Source organism: Lysobacter capsici (assembly GCF_014779555.2).
In the GTDB taxonomy this organism is placed as follows: Bacteria; Pseudomonadota; Gammaproteobacteria; order Xanthomonadales; family Xanthomonadaceae; genus Lysobacter; species Lysobacter capsici.
In genome coordinates, this window is the sequence record NZ_CP094357.1 from 6,195,905 (window position 1) to 6,214,928 (window position 19,024).

Annotated in this window: 14 protein-coding genes; 4 read left to right on the forward strand and 10 right to left on the reverse strand. The window is 67.3% G+C overall.

Features of this window, described 5'->3' with window-relative positions; all coding sequences use genetic code 11:
• The gene (locus IEQ11_RS25685; protein WP_191822617.1) at positions 1-972 is read right to left on the reverse strand and encodes a DMT family transporter; all 972 of its coding nucleotides are present in this window, start codon (positions 970-972) and stop codon (positions 1-3) included.
• A 182-nt stretch (positions 973-1,154) separates the two neighbouring features.
• On the reverse strand, positions 1,155-2,108 hold the full coding sequence (locus IEQ11_RS25690) for an aldo/keto reductase (RefSeq protein ID WP_191822618.1): 954 nt from the start codon (positions 2,106-2,108) through the stop codon (positions 1,155-1,157).
• A 290-nt stretch (positions 2,109-2,398) separates the two neighbouring features.
• Here IEQ11_RS25690 and IEQ11_RS25695 point away from each other — a divergent pair, with 290 nt between their 5' ends.
• The gene (locus tag IEQ11_RS25695; RefSeq protein ID WP_036114216.1) at positions 2,399-3,460 is read left to right on the forward strand and encodes a hybrid sensor histidine kinase/response regulator; all 1,062 of its coding nucleotides are present in this window, start codon (positions 2,399-2,401) and stop codon (positions 3,458-3,460) included.
• Between the two features lie 1,267 nt (positions 3,461-4,727).
• Here the strand turns inward: IEQ11_RS25695 and IEQ11_RS25700 are convergent.
• The 3 genes from IEQ11_RS25700 to IEQ11_RS25710 all read right to left on the reverse strand — a co-directional run bounded on the left by IEQ11_RS25700 (position 4,728) and on the right by IEQ11_RS25710 (position 8,516).
• Positions 4,728-5,087: a hypothetical protein gene (locus tag IEQ11_RS25700; protein ID WP_191822619.1), complete on the reverse strand. Its 360-nt coding sequence runs from the start codon at positions 5,085-5,087 to the stop codon at positions 4,728-4,730.
• Positions 5,088-5,468: 381 nt separating this feature from the next.
• The gene (gene hrpB / locus IEQ11_RS25705) at positions 5,469-8,015 is read right to left on the reverse strand and encodes an ATP-dependent helicase HrpB (RefSeq protein WP_191822620.1); all 2,547 of its coding nucleotides are present in this window, start codon (positions 8,013-8,015) and stop codon (positions 5,469-5,471) included.
• A 69-nt stretch (positions 8,016-8,084) separates the two neighbouring features.
• Positions 8,085-8,516 (reverse strand): hypothetical protein, encoded by a 432-nt coding sequence (locus IEQ11_RS25710; protein ID WP_191822621.1) that lies wholly within the window; start codon positions 8,514-8,516, stop codon positions 8,085-8,087.
• Positions 8,517-8,685: 169 nt separating this feature from the next.
• Here IEQ11_RS25710 and IEQ11_RS25715 point away from each other — a divergent pair, with 169 nt between their 5' ends.
• Complete coding sequence (locus IEQ11_RS25715) at positions 8,686-9,480, forward strand: TatD family hydrolase (RefSeq protein ID WP_191822622.1); 795 nt, start codon at positions 8,686-8,688, stop codon at positions 9,478-9,480.
• Between the two features lie 53 nt (positions 9,481-9,533).
• Here the strand turns inward: IEQ11_RS25715 and IEQ11_RS25720 are convergent, their stop codons facing one another.
• Both IEQ11_RS25720 and IEQ11_RS25725 read right to left on the reverse strand, forming a co-directional pair.
• Positions 9,534-9,992, reverse strand: a complete 459-nt coding sequence (locus IEQ11_RS25720; RefSeq protein ID WP_191822623.1) for a hypothetical protein — start codon at positions 9,990-9,992, stop codon at positions 9,534-9,536.
• A 250-nt stretch (positions 9,993-10,242) separates the two neighbouring features.
• Complete coding sequence (locus tag IEQ11_RS25725; RefSeq protein WP_191822624.1) at positions 10,243-13,329, reverse strand: TonB-dependent receptor domain-containing protein; 3,087 nt, start codon at positions 13,327-13,329, stop codon at positions 10,243-10,245.
• 512 nt (positions 13,330-13,841) lie between these two features.
• Here IEQ11_RS25725 and IEQ11_RS25730 point away from each other — a divergent pair.
• The gene (locus IEQ11_RS25730) at positions 13,842-14,708 is read left to right on the forward strand and encodes a hypothetical protein (protein WP_191822625.1); all 867 of its coding nucleotides are present in this window, start codon (positions 13,842-13,844) and stop codon (positions 14,706-14,708) included.
• A 111-nt stretch (positions 14,709-14,819) separates the two neighbouring features.
• On the opposite strand, the gene IEQ11_RS25735 is transcribed toward IEQ11_RS25730, so the two are convergent.
• The 3 genes from IEQ11_RS25735 to IEQ11_RS25745 form a co-directional block, all read right to left on the reverse strand.
• Positions 14,820-15,359, reverse strand: a complete 540-nt coding sequence (locus IEQ11_RS25735) for a hypothetical protein (RefSeq protein ID WP_191822626.1) — start codon at positions 15,357-15,359, stop codon at positions 14,820-14,822.
• A gap of 259 nt (positions 15,360-15,618) precedes the next feature.
• On the reverse strand, positions 15,619-16,437 hold the full coding sequence (locus tag IEQ11_RS25740; RefSeq protein ID WP_036103255.1) for an ABC transporter permease: 819 nt from the start codon (positions 16,435-16,437) through the stop codon (positions 15,619-15,621).
• Entirely contained in the window at positions 16,434-17,369 is a 936-nt protein-coding gene (locus IEQ11_RS25745) for an ABC transporter ATP-binding protein (RefSeq protein WP_411920678.1), read from the reverse strand. Before IEQ11_RS25745 ends, IEQ11_RS25740 begins: the two co-directional genes overlap by 4 nt.
• A 477-nt stretch (positions 17,370-17,846) precedes the next feature.
• Between IEQ11_RS25745 and IEQ11_RS25750 the strand changes: the two genes are divergently transcribed.
• Positions 17,847-18,593 (forward strand): ferredoxin--NADP reductase, encoded by a 747-nt coding sequence (locus IEQ11_RS25750; RefSeq protein ID WP_036103258.1) that lies wholly within the window; start codon positions 17,847-17,849, stop codon positions 18,591-18,593.
• Positions 18,594-19,024: the final 431 nt, after the last annotated feature.

Sequence of the window (19,024 nt, forward strand, 5' to 3'; positions counted from 1 at the left end):
CTACTTCGGCGCCGTCGGCGTGGCCGTGATCGGCACCGAGTTCGCCCCGGGCCGGCTCAGAATCACCACCCCGCCGAGCACCACCGCGGTGCCGATCAGCTGGATCGCGGTGATCGGTTCGCCGAGCACCCAGGCGCCGAGAAACACCAGCGACACCGGCCCGATCACCGAGAACTGCGCGGCGGTGCCGGCGCCGAGCCGCGCGACCGCGGCCATGGTGAAGGTCACCGGCAGGAAGGTGCAGAACACCGCGTTGGCCGCGGCCCAGGCATACACCTGCCACGGCAGGCCCAGCAGCGCCGACGGCGGACGCGCGATCAGGTAGTGGATCATCACCGCCGCGGTCGAGACGATCATCGCGTAGGCGACCAGCTGCAACGAACCCAGCCGCTTGACCAGTTGGCCCGACATCGCCAGGTACAGCGCATAACTCACCGCCGCGCCGAGCACCAGCGCGCTGCCGAACAGCACGTGATCGCCCTGCACGCGCAGGTTCTCGACCATCACCAGCACCACGCCGGCGTAACTGACCGCCAGCGCGATCCATTCCTTGGCCGCGACCTTGCGCTTGAACGCGAACAGCCCGATCAGCAGCACGATGGTCGGATTGAGGAACAGGATCAGCCGCTCCAGCGACACCGGCACGTACTCCAGCCCCCAGAAATCCAGCAGGCTGGACAGGTAATAGCCCAGCACGCCGAGGATCACGATCAGGCCCCAGTCGCGTCGCGACGGCAGCGCCTGGCGCGCGCGGGCGCGGCGGGTTTCGCGAATGCCGAGCAACGCGAACAGCGGCAGCGAGAACGCCATGCGCAAGGTCAGCACCTGCAGCGAGTCCACGCCGTAGCGGTACTGCAACTTGGCCAGGATCGCCTTGGCCGAAAACAGGATCGCGCCGCTCGCGGCCAGGGCGATGCCGACGCGGCGGGCGGTGGCGACGGGTGCGGCGGCGGTGGTGGCGGCGGCGTTCATGGCGAGGACAGTCGGGGCAAGGCGCAGCCTAAGGCGGAAACGGGCGACGCGGCAGACTCAGTTGCCGCGTTCGCGCGCCGGTACAGATGCGGGGCAGATTCGATGCAGATGCCGATACAGGCGCTAGCAGATGCCGATACAGGCGCTATACGGGTGCGATCGCGGCCAGTCGCGATCGCGGCTCAGGCCTCGGCGCTCGCCGCATCCAGCGCCGCGATCTCGTCGGCCGCCAGGCTCAGCCGCGTCGCCGCGAGCAACTCCTGCAGCTGCGCCACGCTGGTCGCGCTGGCGATCGGCGCGGTGATCGACGGCCGCGCGATCAGCCACGCCAATGCGACCTGCGCCGGAGTCGCGCCGTGCGCGCCGGCGACTTCGTCGAGCGCGGCCAGGATGCGCAGGCCGCGCGCATCGAGGTACTTCTCGACCGCGCCGCCGCGCGCGCGGCTCTTGCCCAGGTCGGCGCGGCTGCGGTACTTGCCGGTCAGAAATCCGCTGGCCAGCGCGTAGTAATTGATCACCCCGATCCCGCGTTCGCGCACCAGCGGTTCCAGCTGCGCTTCGAACACGTCGCGGTCGTAGAGGTTGTAATGCGGCTGCAAGGTCTCGAAGCGCGGCAGCCCGTGCCGTTCGGCCACGTCCAGCGCCTGCGCCAGGCGCGCGGCGGAATAATTGGACGCGCCGATCGCGCGCACCTTGCCCTGCTCGATCAGCCGCGCGAACGCGCCCAGGGTGTCTTCCAGCGGCACGCTCGGGTCGTCCTCGTGGGCCTGGTACAGATCGATGACCTCGGTCCGCAGCCGGCGCAGCGAATCCTCGGCCGCAGCCTGGATATTGGCCGGCGACAGCCCCGGCCGCTGCGACCATTTGGCGACCTTGGTCGCGATCGCCACCCGCTCGCGGCGACCGCCGCCCTGGGCCAGCCAGCGCCCGATCAGGGTCTCCGACTCGCCGCCGCGGTTGCCCGGCACCCACGAGGAATACATATCCGCGGTGTCGACCAGGGCAAAGCCGGCATCGACGAAGCCGTCGAGCAGGGCGAACGTGGTCGCTTCGTCGGCACTCCAGCCGAACACGTTGCCGCCGAACGCCAGCGGCGCGACACGCAGGGACGAGCGACCGAGCGGACGCAGGCTCATTGGGATTTCCTTAATGGACACGGCTGCATGATGCGCCGCCGCAAAAGCTGCGGACAGGCCGAATTTGCAACGCCGCGTTGCCGACTGCGGCAGCTTGTCGCAGCGGTGTGAACAATTCAGCTTTATGGGTGACCATCCCGCCTTTGCGTGAAGGTTTCTGTTAACTTTCCACACGATTTCCATGCAATTCATGTATGCGAAATCGGCGTGAAATCACGCTTCCCCAGGTGATCCAGGGATCTACAGGACGTATGAGCACACCCGCGACATCCACCGGCCGAATTCTTGTCGTGGACGACCAGGCCGCGAACCTGCGCGTGGTGACCGCGTTATTGTCCCGGCAGGGCTATGAAGTGGTCTCGGCCTCCACCGGCGACGAGGCGCTGCGGCTGTACGCCGAGTCCCCGCCGGACCTGATCCTGCTCGACGTGATGATGCCCGGCATGGACGGCTTCGAAGTCATGTCCGCGCTGCGCGCCGGTTCGCCGCTGCGCGTGCCGGTGGTGTTCGTGACCGCCGCCCACGACCGCGACCTGCTGCTGCGCGCGTTCGACGCCGGCGTGGTCGACTACGTCACCAAACCGTTCCTGCCCGAAGAACTGCTCGCCCGGGTCAACGCCCACGTCGGCCTCAAGCTGACCCGCGACCGCCTCGAACGGGTCGCGCGCGAACGCGAGGAGCTGGTCAACCTGGTCGCGCACGACCTCAAGAACCCGTTGACCAGCGTGCTGTTCGCCAGCGACCTGCTGATCAACCACGGCTGCAAGCCCGAGCGCGTGCCGCGCTATCTGCAGATGATCCACGAGAGCGCCGACGACGCGCTGGGCTACATCCGCCACTACCTGGAAAGCCAGGCCGGCACCCGCGAACGCGCCGAGCAGAACGGCCGCGCCGACCTGAGCGAAACCCTGGACTGGCTGGTGCGCCGCTACGAGATGCAACTCGACGCGCGCGGCATCCGGGTCGAGATCGCGCCGCCGCCCAGCGGCGCGGCGAAGGTCGCGATGGACCCGCGCGTGTTGCGCCAGGTCAGCGAGAACCTGGTCACCAACGCGATGAAATACGCCCCCGGCAGCGACCTGCTGCTGGCCGCGCGCAACAGCGCGCCGGGCTTCTGGCAACTGATCGTCGCCGACCGCGGCCCGGGCATTCCGGCCGCGCGCCAGCGCGAACTGTTCAAGCCATTCGTGCGCCTGCACGACGACGAAATCGACGACGGCCTGTCCAACGGCCTGGGCCTGTCGCTGGCCAAACAGATCGTGGTCAACGCCGGCGGGCAGCTGTGGTACGAATCGCGCAAGAGCGGCGGCTCGCGCTTCATCATCGAGTTGCCGGAAGCCAGCGGCGAATAAAGTTGCCCCACCGCGCCACCCACCCGAATGGGTTCCCCCCCCTTTGCAAAAGGGGGCCGGGGGATTCGCTTTTACGCTCAGATCGCAGCGAACCGCACGAAAAGCGAATCCCCCGCGTTGCGCATCTGCCAGTAACGATTGCGCGCCGGGCGCCGCCCCCTTTTCCAAAGTGGGCAATCATCAACGCGCTCGAGTGATGGAAAGCGGCCCCTCCGACAACCTCCTTCGTATCCACCACGAAGGGTCCCCCCCTTTGCAAAAGGGGGGCCAGGGGGGATTCGCTTTTACGCTCAGATCGCAGCGAGCCGCACGAAAAGCGAATCCCCCGCGCTGCGCATCTGCCAGCAACGATTGCGCGCCGGGCGCCGCCCCCTTTTCCAAAGTGGGCAATCATCAACGCGCTCGAATGATGGAAAGCGGTCCATCCGACAGCCGCCTTCGTATCCACCACGATGGGTTCCCCCCCTTTGCAAAAGGGGGGCCAGGGGGGATTCGCTTTTACGCTCAGATCGCAGCGAACCACACGAAAAGCGAATCCCCCGCGTTGCGCATCGATCAGCAACGATTGCGCGCCGGGCGCCGCCCCCTTTTCCAAAGTGGGCAATCATCAACGCGCTCGAATGATGGAAAGCGGTCCATCCGACAGCCGCCTTCGTATCCACCACGATGGGTTCCCCCCTTTGCAAAAGGGGGGCCAGGGGGGATTCGCTTTTGCGGTCAGATCGCAACGAACCGCACGAAAAGCAAATCCCCCGCGTTGCGCATCGATCAGCAACGATTGCGCGCCGGGCGCCGCCCCCTTTTCCAAAGTGGGCAATCATCAACGCGCTCGAGTGATGGAAAGCGGTCCATCCGACAGCCGCCTTCGTATCCACCACGAAGGGTTCCCCCGTTTGCAAAAGGGGGGCCAGGAGGGATTCGCTTTTACGCTCAGATCGCGGCGAACCACACAAAAAGCGAATCCCCCGCGTTGTGCATTGACCAGCAACGATTGCGCGCCGGGCGCTGCCCCCTTTTCCAAAGTGGGCAATCATCAACGCGCTTGAGTGATGGAAAGCGGTCTATCCGACAGCCTTCTTCGTATACATCACGAACGACTGCATCCAACAACGAAAAGGCCGACGCAATGCGCCGGCCTTTAATGTTTCGCGATGCTATCGGCTCGTGTGCGACGGCGTCTTACCTAACGCCATCGTGCGGTTGGTTCGGCAACGACTCTGATGTCATCCGCACCGACCCAACCGCAACAATCAAGCCAAACCCGAACTCACTCGTTCGGCGATTCTTCGCTCGCCTGTCGCGTGGTGCGACGGCGCGAGTTCTGACCGTTGGCGCGACGCGCTTCGACGCGGCGGGCGCTGCCTTCGATCGGTTCCTCGGATTGCAGGCGCGCCTTGCGGCGGGCCGCGGCGTACCACAGCAGGCCGGCACCGGCGACGGCCGCGACGGCGACCACCGGGTTGCGGCGGATGAAACCGCCGGCGGTGCGGGCGCCGGTCTTGAGCGCGCCGAACTTGGCGCCGGTTTCCAGCCATTGGCCGGCCTTGGGCGCGGCTTCCTTCAGATTGGCGCTGATCGCATGGACCAGTTCCAACGCGCGGTCGGGCAGGGATTCGAACTTGCTCATCGTGTCAGTCCTGGACGAGAAACGATGACCAGTGTCGGCCGATCACCGTTGAAATTTTGTGAGCGCTGCGGCCGGGGACCGGCTGTTGGCTGAATGTCTGGGGGACGGGAATCGGGAATGGGGAGTCGGGAATCGTAAATGCGGCCGCTCGGCGCTCTGGTTCCTGCGATTGCCGACTCCCAATGTCTGGACGGGAATCGGGAATCGGGAATTGGGAGTCGGGAATCGTAAAAGCGGCCGCTCGGTGCTCTGGCTCCTACGATTCCCGATTCCCAATGTCTGGGCGGGAATCGGGAGGGAGAGTCGGGAATCGTAAGAGCGGCCGCTCGGCGCTCTGGCTTCTACGATTCCCGACTCCCGATTCCCCATTCCCGGCCCCACTCAAGTCCCACGCGGCTTGGCCCGATGCGTCGCCGTCGCCGTCCACGGGTCGTCGGGCCAGGGATGACGGGGATAACGGCCTTTCATCTCTTTCCTGACTTCCAGATAGCCGCGTTCCCAGAAACCGCGCAGGTCCTGGGTGACCTGCAGCGGGCGGCCGGCCGGCGACAGCAGGTGCAAGGTCAGCGGCACGCGGCCGTCGGCGATGCGCGGGGTTTCGGCCAGGCCAAACAATTCCTGCAGCTTGACCGCCAGCACCGGCGCGTCGGCGCCGATGTGCGGGTCGTGGTGTTCGGCTTCGAAGCGATAGTGGATCGCGCGCTCCTGCCCCGACGGCACCGCGATGCGCGTGGGCACCAGGGTCTCGAGTTTCTGCCGCCAACTCCAATCAGCGAGCGAGCGCAACGCATCGCCGAACGCGGCTTCGTCGAGCGCATCGAGCCGGGTCTTGCCGCGCAGCGCGGGCTTGAGCCATTCGTCGAGCGTGGCCAGCAAACCTTCGTCGCTCAGATCCGGCAGCGCGTGCTCGCCTTTCGCCAACTCCGGCATCCACTCGCGCAGACAGCGCACGCGCGCGCGCCACTGGCGCAGGCCTTCGGTCCACGGCAACGCGTCCAGGCCGAGTTGGCGGACCGCGTCGACCAACGCGTCGGCGTAGCGCGCCGGATCGGGTTTCGCCAGCGGCCGGCTGTCGAGCACGATGCGGTCGTAGCGGCGTTCGCGCACCGCCGCGATGCCGCGCGCGGCGGCGTCCCAGATCACCCGGTCTTCGCTGACGAAGCGCTGCGGGAATTCGCGCTGCAGGCGGGTTTCGTCGAGCGGCGCGGCGCGCAGGATGCGCGCATCGCGCGGGTCGTCGCGCAGTTCGCTGATCACCAGCCACGGTTCGCCGTACACCGCGCTGTCGTCGAACAGCTTGGCGCTGCGGCCGTTGGCGAGTTGGTAGCGGTACGGATCGCTGGGATGTTGATGGGCGATGCGATCGGGAAACGCGTGCAGCAGCAGGTCGCCGAGCGCATGCGCGGGCAAGCTGGCCGGCGGCGCGATATCGACGCGCAAACGGCGACGCCATTGCTTGGCCGCCTGATCGAGCGTCGCCAATGCCGAACGCGAGGCGTCGGCCGGCGCGCGCCCAGCGCGGAACGCGGCCAGCGCCTGCCAGCGCGCGGCCAGCGCATCGCCGCCGCTGCGCAGCGGGTCGCGCGCTTCGATCAATGCGGCCAGGTCGCAGGCCAGGGCTTTTTCGCGCGCATCGCTCGGCGCCAGCAGCATCGCCGCGAGCCGCGGGTGGGTGCCGAGCGCGAGCATGCGTTTGCCGAACGCGGTGATGGTCGGCGCGGTCTGTTCGCTGCCTTCCAACGCGCCCAGCCGCAACAGCAGTTCGCGCGCCGCGCCCAGTGCGCCGCTCGGCGGCGCGTCGACGAAGCGCAGGCCGGCGTCGCCCCAGGCCGCGAGTTCCAGCATCAGTCCGGCCAGTTCGACCTGGGCGATCTCGGGCCGGCGCTGCGGTTCCAGCCGCTGCGATTCGGGCCACAGCCGGTACGCCCAGCCTTCGGCGACGCGACCGGCGCGGCCGGCGCGCTGATCGGCCGAGGCCTGCGCGATCGCCACCACGTCCAGGCGGGCGAAGCCGCTGTTGGGGTCGTAACGCGGTTCGCGGGCGAGACCCGAATCGATCACCACGCGCACGCCCGGCAAGGTCACGCTGGATTCGGCGACGTTGGTCGCCAGCACCACCCGGCGGCGGCCGTCGGGATCGGGTTGCAGCACCCGGCTTTGTTGTTCGACCGGCAACTCGCCGTGCAGGCTCAGCACATCGATACCGCGCAAGGCCTCGCTGCCGGCCAAGGCGGCGTCAGCGCGCGCGATCTCGCGCTGGCCGGGCAGGAACACCAGCAGATCGCCGGGATGCTGCGCCAGCGCGTGTTCGACCGCGCGCTTGAGCTGATGTTCGAGCTTCTCCTCGCGCCGCGCCGCAAAGTGACTCACGTTGACCGGATAACTGCGGCCGGCGCTGCTCAGCCGCGGCGCGTCGAGAAACTGCGCGAGGCGTTCGCCGTCGAGGGTCGCCGACATCACCACGATGCGCAGGTCCTCGCGCAGCGAGGCCTGCACGTCCAGCGCCAATGCCAGGCCGAGGTCGGCGGCCAGATGGCGTTCGTGGAATTCGTCGAACAGCAACGCGCCCACGCCTTCGAGGGTGGGATCGTCCTGGATCATCCGGGTCAGGATGCCTTCGGTGACCACTTCGATCCGGGTCGCGGCCGACACCTTGTTCTCGAAGCGGATGCGATAGCCGACGCTCTCGCCCGCGCTTTCGCCGCGCTGCCGGGCCATGAAGTTGGCGGCCGCGCGCGCGGCGACGCGGCGCGGTTCCAGCACGATGATCTTGCGGCCCTGCAGCCACGGCGCGTCGAGCAGCGCCGGCGGCACCTGAGTGGTCTTGCCGGCGCCGGGCGGGGCTTCCAGCACCAGGCGCGGATGCGCGGCGAGGCTGTCGCGGATCCGCGGCAACAGGGCATCGATGGGGAATTGAGCGTGGGTCACGCGCGCAAGGATAGCCGCGCGGCGTCGTTACGCGGGCGTCGATGCGTTCGCGCGACCGCGCCGGAACCTTCAATCGGCGCCGAAATCGCCGCAGCCGTACCACGCGCCGGCGCGGCCGCCGTTGGCGATCACCGCGTACGGATGGGTCCGCCCGGCGCTGTCCCTGCATGGCGCGCCGGCCGCGGCGGGCGCGATCATCACGATCAATTCGTCCTGGCGATCGCCGGATGTCAGCGGGCCCTGCAAGGCGTACTGGCCGATCCTGGGCTTAGCAACCACGCTGAGCGCGCCGAACGACACCCCCACGCGCGCCGGCGCGACCAGGTTGTAGCGCAGGGTGCCGGCCTTGTTCGCGCCGATCACCACGCCCCAGCCGGCGTTGCCGCCGCGGAAGGTCTGCCTGGGGAACTCGGCGGCGGCCGCGGGCATCGCCGTCGCAAAGACGCCCCCGCTCAGCATCAGGATCAATCCGACGGGCAACCACGGCGAAGCGCTGCGCATGAGCGGCTCCATGACGGCGGGCGCGCCGTCTTCATGGCTGCAAACGCTGCGGGCTACGCGCCGTGAAGGCCACTACGCAGACTCTCGCGGCCGCGACGCACCGGCGCGCGCTTGGGCGCCCGCGCCGCAGCCACTAGACTGCGCGCTGTTCTCCGCCTCGCCCACCCGCATGCAACTGATCGACATCGGCGCCAACCTCACCCACGACAGCTTCGATCCCGACCGCGACGCGGTGCTGCAACGCGCCCGCGACGCCGGGGTGACGCGCATGGTGATCACCGGCGCCAGCCGCGAGCATTCGCCCAAGGCATTGGAACTGGCGCGGCAACACCCGGGCGAGCTGTTCGCGACCGCCGGCGTCCATCCGCATCACGCGATCGAGTACACCGCCGAATGCGACGCGGAAATGCGCGAGCTGCTGGCGCACGAGCAAGTGGTCGCGGTCGGCGAATGCGGGCTGGACTACTTCCGCGACTTCTCGCCGCGTCCGGCGCAGCGGCGCGCGTTCGAGATGCAGTTGCAGAACGCGGTCGACACCGGCAAGCCGCTGTTCCTGCATCAGCGCGACGCGCACGAGGACTTCATGGCGATGATGAAGAACTTCGACGGCAAGCTCGGCGCGGCGGTGGTGCATTGCTTCACCGGCAGCCGCGAGGAGCTGTTCGACTACCTCGACCAGGACTGGCACATCGGCATCACCGGCTGGCTGTGCGACGAACGCCGCGGCCTGCACCTGCGCGAACTGGTCAAGCACATTCCCGCCGCGCGGCTGATGATCGAGACCGACGCGCCGTACCTGTTGCCGCGCACAGTCAAGCCGGCGCCGTCGCACCGGCGCAACGAACCGAAGTACCTGGCGCATATCGTCGAGGAACTCGCGCGCGATCGCGGCGAGGACGCGGCGGTCACCGCGGCGAACACCACCGTGACCGCCAACGCGTTCTTCCGCCTGCCGCCGGCCTGAGCCTGCGCGGGCCGCGCGCGCCGAATCTGTACGGACTGATCAGTCCAGCTTGATCAGTCCAGGGTGAAGTTGCCGCAGCCGTACCACAGCTTCGGCCAGGGCTTGTGCTTGCTGCCGGTCGCGGGTTTGGCCGACGCCGGCACGACCATGATGGCGTAGGTGTACGGGCCGTAGACGCCGCCGATATTTCCCTTGTTGTCCTTGCAGGTTTCGCCGAGCTTGACCGGCGCGATTTTCACCGTCAGCGCGCTCTTCTCCGCGCCGATCACGCCGAGCAACTGGTACTGACCCGGTTGCGACGCCTTGACGTGCGTCAGCGGGCCGTTGAGCCGTTCGGCGGACTGCGGGACTTTCAACTCGTAGACCACGGTCGTGCTTTGCGTGAGCTTGATCTTCCAATCGATATTGCCGCCGCGGAACGCCGGCGAGGGAAAGGTGATGGCCTGCGCGGACACGCAGGGCGCCGCGAACGCGGCGGCCAGGGCCAGGGCGGCGGCGAAGAGAATGCGCATGGGAGAGTCCTGAGAAGGGCGACATGGGCCGCCGGTACCGCTATCAACGCGCGGTCGCGGTCTCCGTGAAGCCGGACCGATGCGGACTGCCGCGCGCGGCGGCGGAAACTCACGACGCGAAAAAACATCGGCCCCCTCGCGCATGCGGGAGGGGGCCGAAGTCGGATCAGGCGCGTAGGCGGCGATTCACCGCTGCTCGCGCCCCGCGTTCGCGCGCGACTTCATCGTCGGGGCGCGACCGTTCCGCCGATCAGTACTTCCATTCGAACGCCACGTTGTAGCGACGGCCGAGCAGGTCGTAGGTGCCGATGCCGATCGCCGGGAACGGCGGGTCCTTGTCGAACAGGTTGGTCACCGCCACGCGCACCTGCGCGCGGTCGTTGAAGCGATAGCGCATGCCGCCGTTGACCAGCCAGTAGCTGTCGACGCTGAGGATGTCGCGGGTTTCGCGCGTGTTGAGCACGTCGAACTGCGCGCGGCTGAGGTAGTTGGCCGACAGGTTCACGCCGAACCTGCCCTTCTCCCAGGCGCCGCTGAACTGGTACTGGCGCTTGGACGTGCCGATCTCGCCGACCGCCTGGTCCGGGCTGACGCCGGTGTTGTCGACGGTCAGGTCGACCGGGAAGTAGCCGGTCACGCCGAACGCGAAGTTGCCCAGGCGCTCGGTCTTGAAGCGGTACGCCAACTCGGCCGAGTAGGCCTCCATGTTGAAGTACTTGCCATTGACGAAGCCGCTGACGAAGGTCGTCGCCTGGCCGGCCGTGTTCGGCGGGCCGCCCGGCGCGTTGCGGGTGATCTTGCTGCAGAACGCGTTGGCGTTGGGGATGTTGCCGGCGTCGAAGTCGTCCGCGTCGAAGCAGGCGCGGGCGATTTCCGCCGCGGTCAGGTTGCTGATCACGTCGGTGATCTTGATGTTGTAGTAGTCGGCGGCGAAGGTCAGGCCTTCGAGGAACGACGGCGCCCAGGTGAAGCCGTAGGTGTAGGAGTCCGCCGATTCGTTCTTCAGGTTCGGGTTGCCGCCGGACACGCCCTGGATCGAGGCGCCGCTGGCGGTGGAGGTGAACGGCGTGCCCGGACCGTAGCCGTAGTAGTTCAGGAAGGCCTGGCAATTGGCGGTGCGCTGAGCCTGGCGCGCGCCGCCGGCGTTGATGAAGCGCCCATCGCAGGGGTCGTTGGTGACGAACTGGAACGAGGTCGCCTGCGGCAGGAACGCTTCGGTGATCGCTGGCGAGCGCAGCGAACGGGTGAAGTTGCCGCGGATTTCCAGATCCTCGAACGGCTTCCACTGCAGGCCGTAGGTGTAGGTGTCGAACTTGCCGTTGATGCTGTTGTCGACCTGGCGGTACTTGCCGACCACTTCGAGCTTCTTCAGCAGCGGCACGTTCGCCTCGGGATTGACCAGCGGCACGACGAACTCGCCGAACCATTCCCGGGTCGAGTACTCGCCCTGCAGCGGGGTGATCGGCACCGAGCGGCCCAGGCCCTGGGTCAGGAAGGCGCCCGGATCGAACAGGCCGCTTTCCTTGCGGTACTCGAAGCCGACGTTGTACTGGATCGGGCCGCTCCACAGGTCGAACAGCGTGCTCGAGACGTTGGCGTTGAAGATCTTTTGTTCCTGCAGCGCCTGCGACGCGGTGCGGGTGGTGACGTAATTGCGCGCGGCCGCGCTCGGACGGCCTTCGCCGAACAGGTCGAGCGGGACGCAGTTGGGATCGGCGATCGGCCTGCCGCCGCCGGGAATCACCAGGCCGGCGATCGGCGTCGGCGAGCAGACCACCTGGCCTTGCGCGTTGCGGGTCACGTTGAGCGCGTTGATGAAGTTCTGCTGGACCAGCGAGGTGCCGTAGGCGCGCGAATCGCTGCGGCCGTAGTTGGCCGAGGTTTCCCAGTAGAACGTGCGCTCGCCCAGATCGAAGTCGCCTTCCAGGCCGACCACGACGCGACCGATTTCGGTGGTGCCGCTGCCGTTGTTGGTGACCAGATCGCGCGATGCGCGCGACAGGTTGAACGCGGCGACGCCCAGGCCCTGCAGGGTGGTGCGGGCCTGATCGGTCAGCAACGCATAGTTGCTCGGGAAGCGGATCATCGCGCTCAAGCCGCCGAACAAGGGCGCGTTGAACACCCACTGGTCGGCCAGTTCGGTGGACTCGGCCGAATAGAACGAACCCTCCAGGAACACATCGACGCGGTCGGTCAGGCCCCAGCGCGCGGTGGTGTTGAACGACATGCGCTTGAGGTCGGAGGTGATCTGCCCGGCCTCGACCAGGCTCAGGCCGTCGCCGCCGCTGGCGTCGGTCTGCGAGAACGGCGTGCCCTGGTTGTAGGGGACCAGATTGCCGCTGCGGTCGAAGCCGAGCACGGTATTGGCGCCGGGACCGAAGCCGTTGGCGATCAGGTTGCCGCTGCCGGGCTTGAACGCGCCCGTGGTCGGCGAGATCAGGCCGCCGAACGGCGTCGACCAGATGTGCCGGTTCTTGATCAGCACGCCGTTGGGGATGCCGTCGTTGGAGCCGGTGTTGAACGGGATGTTCGGGTTGTAACGCCCGTCGTTGGCCGGCGTGCGGCCCGGGAACAGCGTCGCCATCTGGCTGGCGAGCGGGTTGGTGGTGTTGAAATAACCGTCGGCGAAGAAGTCGCGTTCTTTCTGCAGCACGCCCTTGACGTCGTCGTAGCTCAGCGAGAAGGTCACGTTGCCGCGGCCTTCGTCGAAGCCCGCGCCGACCAGCGCCCATACGTTGTAGCGCTCGTTGTCGCCCTCGCCGGTGACGCCGTAACTGGCGCCGAACTCGACGCCTTCGTAGTTCTTGCGCAGGATCACGTTGACCACGCCGGCGATCGCGTCCGACCCGTAGGTCGGCGCGCCGCCGATGGCGACGTTTTCGATGCGCTCGACCATCGCGGTCGGGATCGCGTTGAGGTCGACCTGCACGCCCGGCGCGGCCGGTCCGAACAAGGTCGTCGGCGAACTCGACACGTAGCGGCGGCCGTTGACCAGCACCAGGGTGCGGTTGCTGCCCAGACCGAACCGGTTGACGAAGTTGACGCCGGTTCCGAACCCGGACTGGTTGCCCTCCGGGGTGATGCCGGCGCCGAAGCCGGGAATTTCGTTGAGCGCATCGGCGACATTGGTCAGGCCGCGGTCGCTGATGTACTGCTTGGTCACCACGGTCGCCGGCTCGAGCGTGTCGAAGCCGGCGCGGCGGATGCGCGAACCGGTCACGACCATGCGGTCCAGGTCGGTCGGGCTCTTGCTGGCCGCGCCGGTTTCGGGTTCGGCGGCGGCGGGCGCCTGTTGCGCGAACGCGGGCGTGGCGATCGCCACCAGAATGCCGAGCATGAGCGGGCGGCGGCGCAAGCAAGCTTGGCGCAAGTGTGTGCGGTTCATGAGTTCTCCCCCGAGAAAGCCCAGCCGATCCGGCCGGGAAACGCATTAATAGAAGCTCGGGCGGACCTTGCGCAACAGGGAATTAAAATTGCATAAATCGATTATATAACGCATTGATTTTACTAAAAATTAATTATCGGTTTTTTGCCGACATGCTCAATACGGATCAGTATCTGCGCTAGTCCGGGCAAAACAAATAACGGAATATGTAAAACCCATTGCACATTAATTGTGATTATTGGCACTTTCTATATTGATACTGTGCGGCCCGGCGAAAACCATCCCGCGCCGCGGCCCCGAGCGGGCCGAACCCGGCGCGACGATTGCGGCACCCGGTCGCGATTGCGCCACGCGATGCTCATTGCGGCTCGCCCGCGAACCGATGCGGCTCTATCCTCGCGGACCTGATCGTCTCGCGCCGCCTCGCCGCGAGCGCGTCGCCCCATCGCCACCTGGATGACCGGATGTCCGACCTCGCCTCTCCCGTTCGCTCGCCCGCCCTGGCTCCGCTCGCGCTCGCCGCGAACCTGTTGGTGTTTTCCGCCGCCTTCGTGCTGATCGGCCTGATAACCGCGGCCAACGTCCAGACCGAGGTTTCCGGACTGGTGCAGGCGGTCGAATGGCTGTGTTCGATCGGCTTGCTGATCGGTTTCGTGCTGGTCGTCAGTTGCATGCTGAGCGATCGCCACGGCGCGCCGCGGCGGCCGTGGGCGACGGTATTGGCCGCGCTGGTGTTGATCTTCGGCCTGGGCGTGGGCTGGGCGATGCTGCAAGGCCAGGTGCTGAACGGCTTGCGTTCGAGCTACAGCGTGCAGCAACTGCTCGCCTGGACCGCCGGCATCGCCGCGCTCAAGGTGGTGGCGATCAACCTGGTCGCCCTGCCGATCGCCTGGCGCCTGGGCGGCCGCGGCACTACGCCGGTGGCGTGGCGCGGTTGGCATCGCCGGGTGATCGGCGCGCTGGCCGGCGGCTTCCTGTGCGCGGGCGTGGCGCTGCTGCTGCAGAACCTCGCCGCGGCCTACACCTCGCTGGGCCACGGCGAACAACGCGTCGGCATGAGCGTGGTCGCGCTGGCGGTCGGGCTGATCCAGGCGTTGATGATCCTGGCGCTGCCGGTGCGGCGCGGCTCCGGCGCCTTGCCGGCGCTGCTTTCGGCGCTGCTGACGCCGCTGCTGATCGTGGCGGCCTCGCTGGCGCTGCTGGCGGTGAACTCCAACAGCTGGGGCATGACCAGTCTGATCGCGGTGGTGTTGCTGATCCTGCTGCTGGCGCCGATCCTGTCGTGGCTGCTGCTGCGCTGGCTGCACGGGCGCAGCTATCGCGCGGAATGATCGCCGGTCATCGGCGGAACCGGCAACGAAAACGGCCCGCGATGCGGGCCGTTTTTTATTCGCTGTCGTTGGATAACGGCCGCATGGCGACACGCGGCTTGGTGCCTGCGATCAATACACCGCCAGGTCGCCGCAACCGCCGGTCAGCGCGTCCATGCCGTCGACATGCACCTGCACGCTGTGCATGTGCTTGTTGTCGCCGTCGTCGATGCACTCGCCGGCCTTGATCTCGATCGTCATCGGCTTGGCGCCCTGCTTGGTGGCCAACTCGCCGCTGAGCACGATCAGGCTGCTCGATGCGTCGGCCGGCTGACCGTTGTAGCGCGCGCTGCCGCTGGCCTTCTCGCCGCCGCTGCCCCAGGTCAGCTCGACCTGGTGGTTCATCTCGCCGGTGGCGTGGATGTCGATGCTCCAGTGCTCGCCGAAGCCCTTGAACGCGGGCACCGGACTGACCTTGCCGACCTGATCGGCGCCGATCTTGCCCATCGGCTGATCGGCCGGCGCGGCCGGAGTGGGATCGGCCGCGGGCGCAGCCGTGGCGGCCGTGGCGGCCTTGTTCGCATCCACGGCCGGCGGATCGGCGACCGGCGGCTTGGAACAGGCGGCGAGAACGGCCACGGTGAGGATCGCGGCGAGGGGCATCAGGCGCATGAGCGTTCCTTGAGGCAGAAATTAGTTCACAGGAGCGAGCAGTGAGTAAGAGCAAGCGTGAAGCGGGCGCGAAGGCGTGAGAAACGAGTGCATGCCTTTACTCATTCCTCGCTCCTGTGAACTCATTCAAGGCAGGAATGAGTGCACAGGAGTGAGCAGTGAGTAAGAGCAAACCGAAGCGGGCGCGAAGGCGTGAGAAACGAGTAGCTGCCTTTACTCACTCCTCACTCCTCACTCCTCACTCCTCTGAACTCATTCCTCAGCTCCTGAGCCCTACGCCGCGCTTGAGCAGCCACAACGCCAGCGACGACAGCGCGACCACGAACGCGATCATCAGGCCGTAGGCCATCGGCAACGGCACGTCGCTGCTGCCGAGCAGGCCGTAGCGGAAGGCGTTGACCATGTAGAAGATCGGGTTGGCGTGGGTCGCCGCTTCGGCCCAGGCCGGCAGCAGCTTGACCGAGTAGAACACGCCGCCCAGGTAGGTCAGCGGGGTCAGGATGAAGGTCGGCACGATCGCCACGTCGTCGAACTTCTTCGCGTACACCGCGTTGATGAAACCGGCCAGCGAGAAGATCGTCGCGCCGAGCAGCACCGTGGTGAGGGTCACCAGCGGATGCGGGATGCGCACGGCGGTGAAGCACATCGCGATCATCAGCACGATCGCGCCGACCATCAGACCGCGCAGCACGGCGCCGGCGACGTAACCCCACAGGATCACCCAGTTGGGCATCGGGCTGACCAGCAACTCCTCGACATGTCGACCGAACTTGGCGCCGAAGAAACTCGAGGAAATATTGCCGTAGCTGTTCTGGATCACGCTCATCATCACCAGCCCGGGGACGATGAACTCCATGTAGGTGTAGCCGCCCATGTCGCCGATCCGCGAGCCGATCAGGCCGCCGAAGATCAGGAAGTACAGGGTCATGGTGATCGCCGGTGGCACCAGGGTCTGGCCCCAAATGCGCAGGATGCGCGCGACTTCGCGGCGCACGATCGTGCCCAGCGCGACCAGGTTGCGGCGCGCGGCGGTGGGCTCGACGGTGTTGGCCGGCTGCACCGGAAGGATCTGGCTCATGCGGCGGTCTCCGTCGATGCGGCGCTGGAATCGATGGGTTGGTTGATCATGCGCACGAACAGTTCCTCCAGCCGGTTCGACTTGGTCCGCATCGAACGCACGCGGATGCCGGCCTGGCCGAGCGCGGCGAAAATGCGGTTGAGGTCCATCGCGCGCGGCATGTCCACGTCCAGCGTGTGATCGTCGCTGGCGAGCATGGTCACGCCCTCGATGCTCGGCAACGCGGCCGGCAGGGTGCCGTCGATGTCGAACAGGAAACCCTCCACGTCGAGCATCGCCAGCAAGGTCTTCATCGGCCCCTGCTGGACGATCCGGCCCTGGTCGATGATCGCCAGGTTGCGGCACAGGTGCTCGGCTTCTTCCAGGTAGTGGGTGGTCAGGATGATGGTGGTGCCGGCGGCATTGATCTCGCGCAGGGTCTTCCACATGCCGCGGCGGATTTCGATGTCGACGCCGGCGGTGGGTTCGTCGAGGATCAGCAGACGCGGCCGGGTCATCATGGCGCGCGCGATCATCAACCGCCGCTTCATGCCGCCCGACAGGGTGCGGCTCATCATGTTGGCCTTTTCCCACAGCTGCGCGCGCTTGAGTTCTTCCTCGGCGCGCACCAGCGCGACCGCGCGCGGCACGCCGTAGAAGCCGGCGTAGTTGACCAGGATGTCGAGCGGCTTCTCGAACATGTTGAAGTTGAGTTCCTGCGGCACCAGCCCGATCAGGCGCATCGCCGCGTCGCGATGGCGGATCAGGTCGGTGCCGAAGATCTCCACCGCGCCTTCGCTCAAGTTCACCAGCGAGCTGACGATGCCGATCAGGGTCGACTTGCCGGCGCCGTTGGGGCCGAGCAAGGCGAAGAAATCGCCTTCGGCCACGTCCAGGGAGACGCCCTTGAGCGCCTGCACCTTGTTGTCGTAGGTCTTGCGCAGGTCGCGCACGCGCAGGGCGGGCACGCTGGCGGAGGGAGCGGCGGCGGGCAAGCCGGCCGTGGCCGAACTGGGGCCCGTGGCGGGGGCCGTTGGCTGGGTCATTGCGGGGTGGTCTCGATCGCTGGCCGCGGGCCTCGCGGCGAATGGCTTAGTATAGGCGGCCCCGTGGCGGCACTCCGGCCACAGACTGTTGCGAAATCCCGCGTTGCGATGCCCGGCACGGGTCGCGCCCGGCCGACGCGGTCGACGGATACGCCCGGGCTTTGCACAGTCGGGTATTGCGCCACCGCCTTGGGTCCGGATCGGCCTGATTGGAGCCGGCTCGGTTGAGGTCTGCCTGGTTGAGACCCACTTGGTTGAGACCACTTGGCTGAAATCGCGCGGTTCGACCGCGGCGGCCCAGCCGGTCGCGACACCCGCCGGTCCGATCGCCGCTTCGGCCGGACCGCCCACCGAGAACGCCCTCCACATGAAGCCGTCCCGCACATGAAGCAATTCCCGCTCAAGCTCGTTTCGCGCCGGATGCTGGCCCCCACGGTCGGCCACTACGTGTTCCTGCGCGACGACGGCGAGCCGCTGGACTACATCCCGGGCCAGTTCATCCAGGTCCACTTCCAGTACGCCGACGGCACCTCGACCAAGCGCAGCTACTCGCTGGCGACCATCCACGACCACGCGCTCGGCGCGGGCGAGACGGTCGAGATCGCGGTCAGCTACGTGCCCGGCGGCGCGGCGACGGCCTTGTTCGAAGGCTTGAACGAAGGCGACCCGATCCTGGCCAGCGGCCCGTTCGGACGCTTCTGCCTGATGCCGGCCGACGCCAATCGCCGCTATCTGTTGATCGGCACCGGCACCGGCGTGACCCCGTACCGGGCGATGCTGCCGCAGCTGGAAACCCTGATCCGCGAGCGCGGCATCGAGGTGGTGCTGCTGTTCGGCGCGCGCACCCCGGACGAGTTGCTGTACGGCGACGAGTTCCGCGCCTTCGCCGAGCGCGAACCGAATTTCCGCTTCATCCCGTGCTTCTCGCGCGAGCTGCCGGCCGATCCGCACCCGGACGTGCGCCAGGGCTATGTGCAGCAGTTCCTGGCCGAATTCAGCCCGAACCCGGACGGCGATATCGCCTACCTGTGCGGCAACCCGAACATGGTCGACTCGTGTTTCGAGGCGCTCAAGGAGTATGGGTTGCCGGTGCCGCACATCCGGCGCGAGAAGTACGTTTCGTCGAAGTGAGCCAGCGACTGGCGAGCGGCGGGTGGGTGCGCCGTCGTCGCCGTCGGATCCGATCGCGGTGGTTTGAAGATTCGCGGTCGCGGCTTGCGCCGCTCCTACAGGGAGCGCTGCGCAAGTCCGGCCTGCCCCTGTAGGAGCGGCGCAAGCCGCGACCGGGTGACATCCCGTGGCGGCGCAAATCCGCCGCAGCAGCCAGCGCCGCGCTAACCACGGCGATTTTCAGCCAACACCAGGAGCGCTGCGCAAGTCCGGCCTGCCCCCTGTAGGAGCGGCGCAAGCCGCGACCGCGTGACATCCCGTGACGGCGCAAGCCTGTCGCCAGCCACGAAGGCCGGACGGGTCGCGGCGGTTTTCGTCGGTGGATAAAGCAACGCATGCGGCCGATGGCGAAAGCGGCCACGGTTGGCCGGGCTTCGGGTTGAAGCACCGGG

Excerpts from the sequence above, each read along its gene's own strand:
- IEQ11_RS25685 (WP_191822617.1), bottom strand. The coding sequence starts at position 972 with ATGAACGCCGCCGCCACCACCGCCGCCGCACCCGTCGCCACCGCCCGC.
- IEQ11_RS25690 (WP_191822618.1), bottom strand. The coding sequence starts at position 2,108 with ATGAGCCTGCGTCCGCTCGGTCGCTCGTCCCTGCGTGTCGCGCCGCTG.
- IEQ11_RS25700 (WP_191822619.1), bottom strand. The coding sequence starts at position 5,087 with ATGAGCAAGTTCGAATCCCTGCCCGACCGCGCGTTGGAACTGGTCCAT.
- IEQ11_RS25710 (WP_191822621.1), bottom strand. The coding sequence starts at position 8,516 with ATGCGCAGCGCTTCGCCGTGGTTGCCCGTCGGATTGATCCTGATGCTG.
- IEQ11_RS25715 (WP_191822622.1), top strand. The coding sequence starts at position 8,686 with ATGCAACTGATCGACATCGGCGCCAACCTCACCCACGACAGCTTCGAT.
- IEQ11_RS25720 (WP_191822623.1), bottom strand. The coding sequence starts at position 9,992 with ATGCGCATTCTCTTCGCCGCCGCCCTGGCCCTGGCCGCCGCGTTCGCG.
- IEQ11_RS25725 (WP_191822624.1), bottom strand. The coding sequence starts at position 13,329 with ATGCTCGGCATTCTGGTGGCGATCGCCACGCCCGCGTTCGCGCAACAG.
- IEQ11_RS25730 (WP_191822625.1), top strand. The coding sequence starts at position 13,842 with ATGTCCGACCTCGCCTCTCCCGTTCGCTCGCCCGCCCTGGCTCCGCTC.
- IEQ11_RS25735 (WP_191822626.1), bottom strand. The coding sequence starts at position 15,359 with ATGCGCCTGATGCCCCTCGCCGCGATCCTCACCGTGGCCGTTCTCGCC.
- IEQ11_RS25740 (WP_036103255.1), bottom strand. The coding sequence starts at position 16,437 with ATGAGCCAGATCCTTCCGGTGCAGCCGGCCAACACCGTCGAGCCCACC.
- IEQ11_RS25750 (WP_036103258.1), top strand. The coding sequence starts at position 17,847 with ATGAAGCAATTCCCGCTCAAGCTCGTTTCGCGCCGGATGCTGGCCCCC.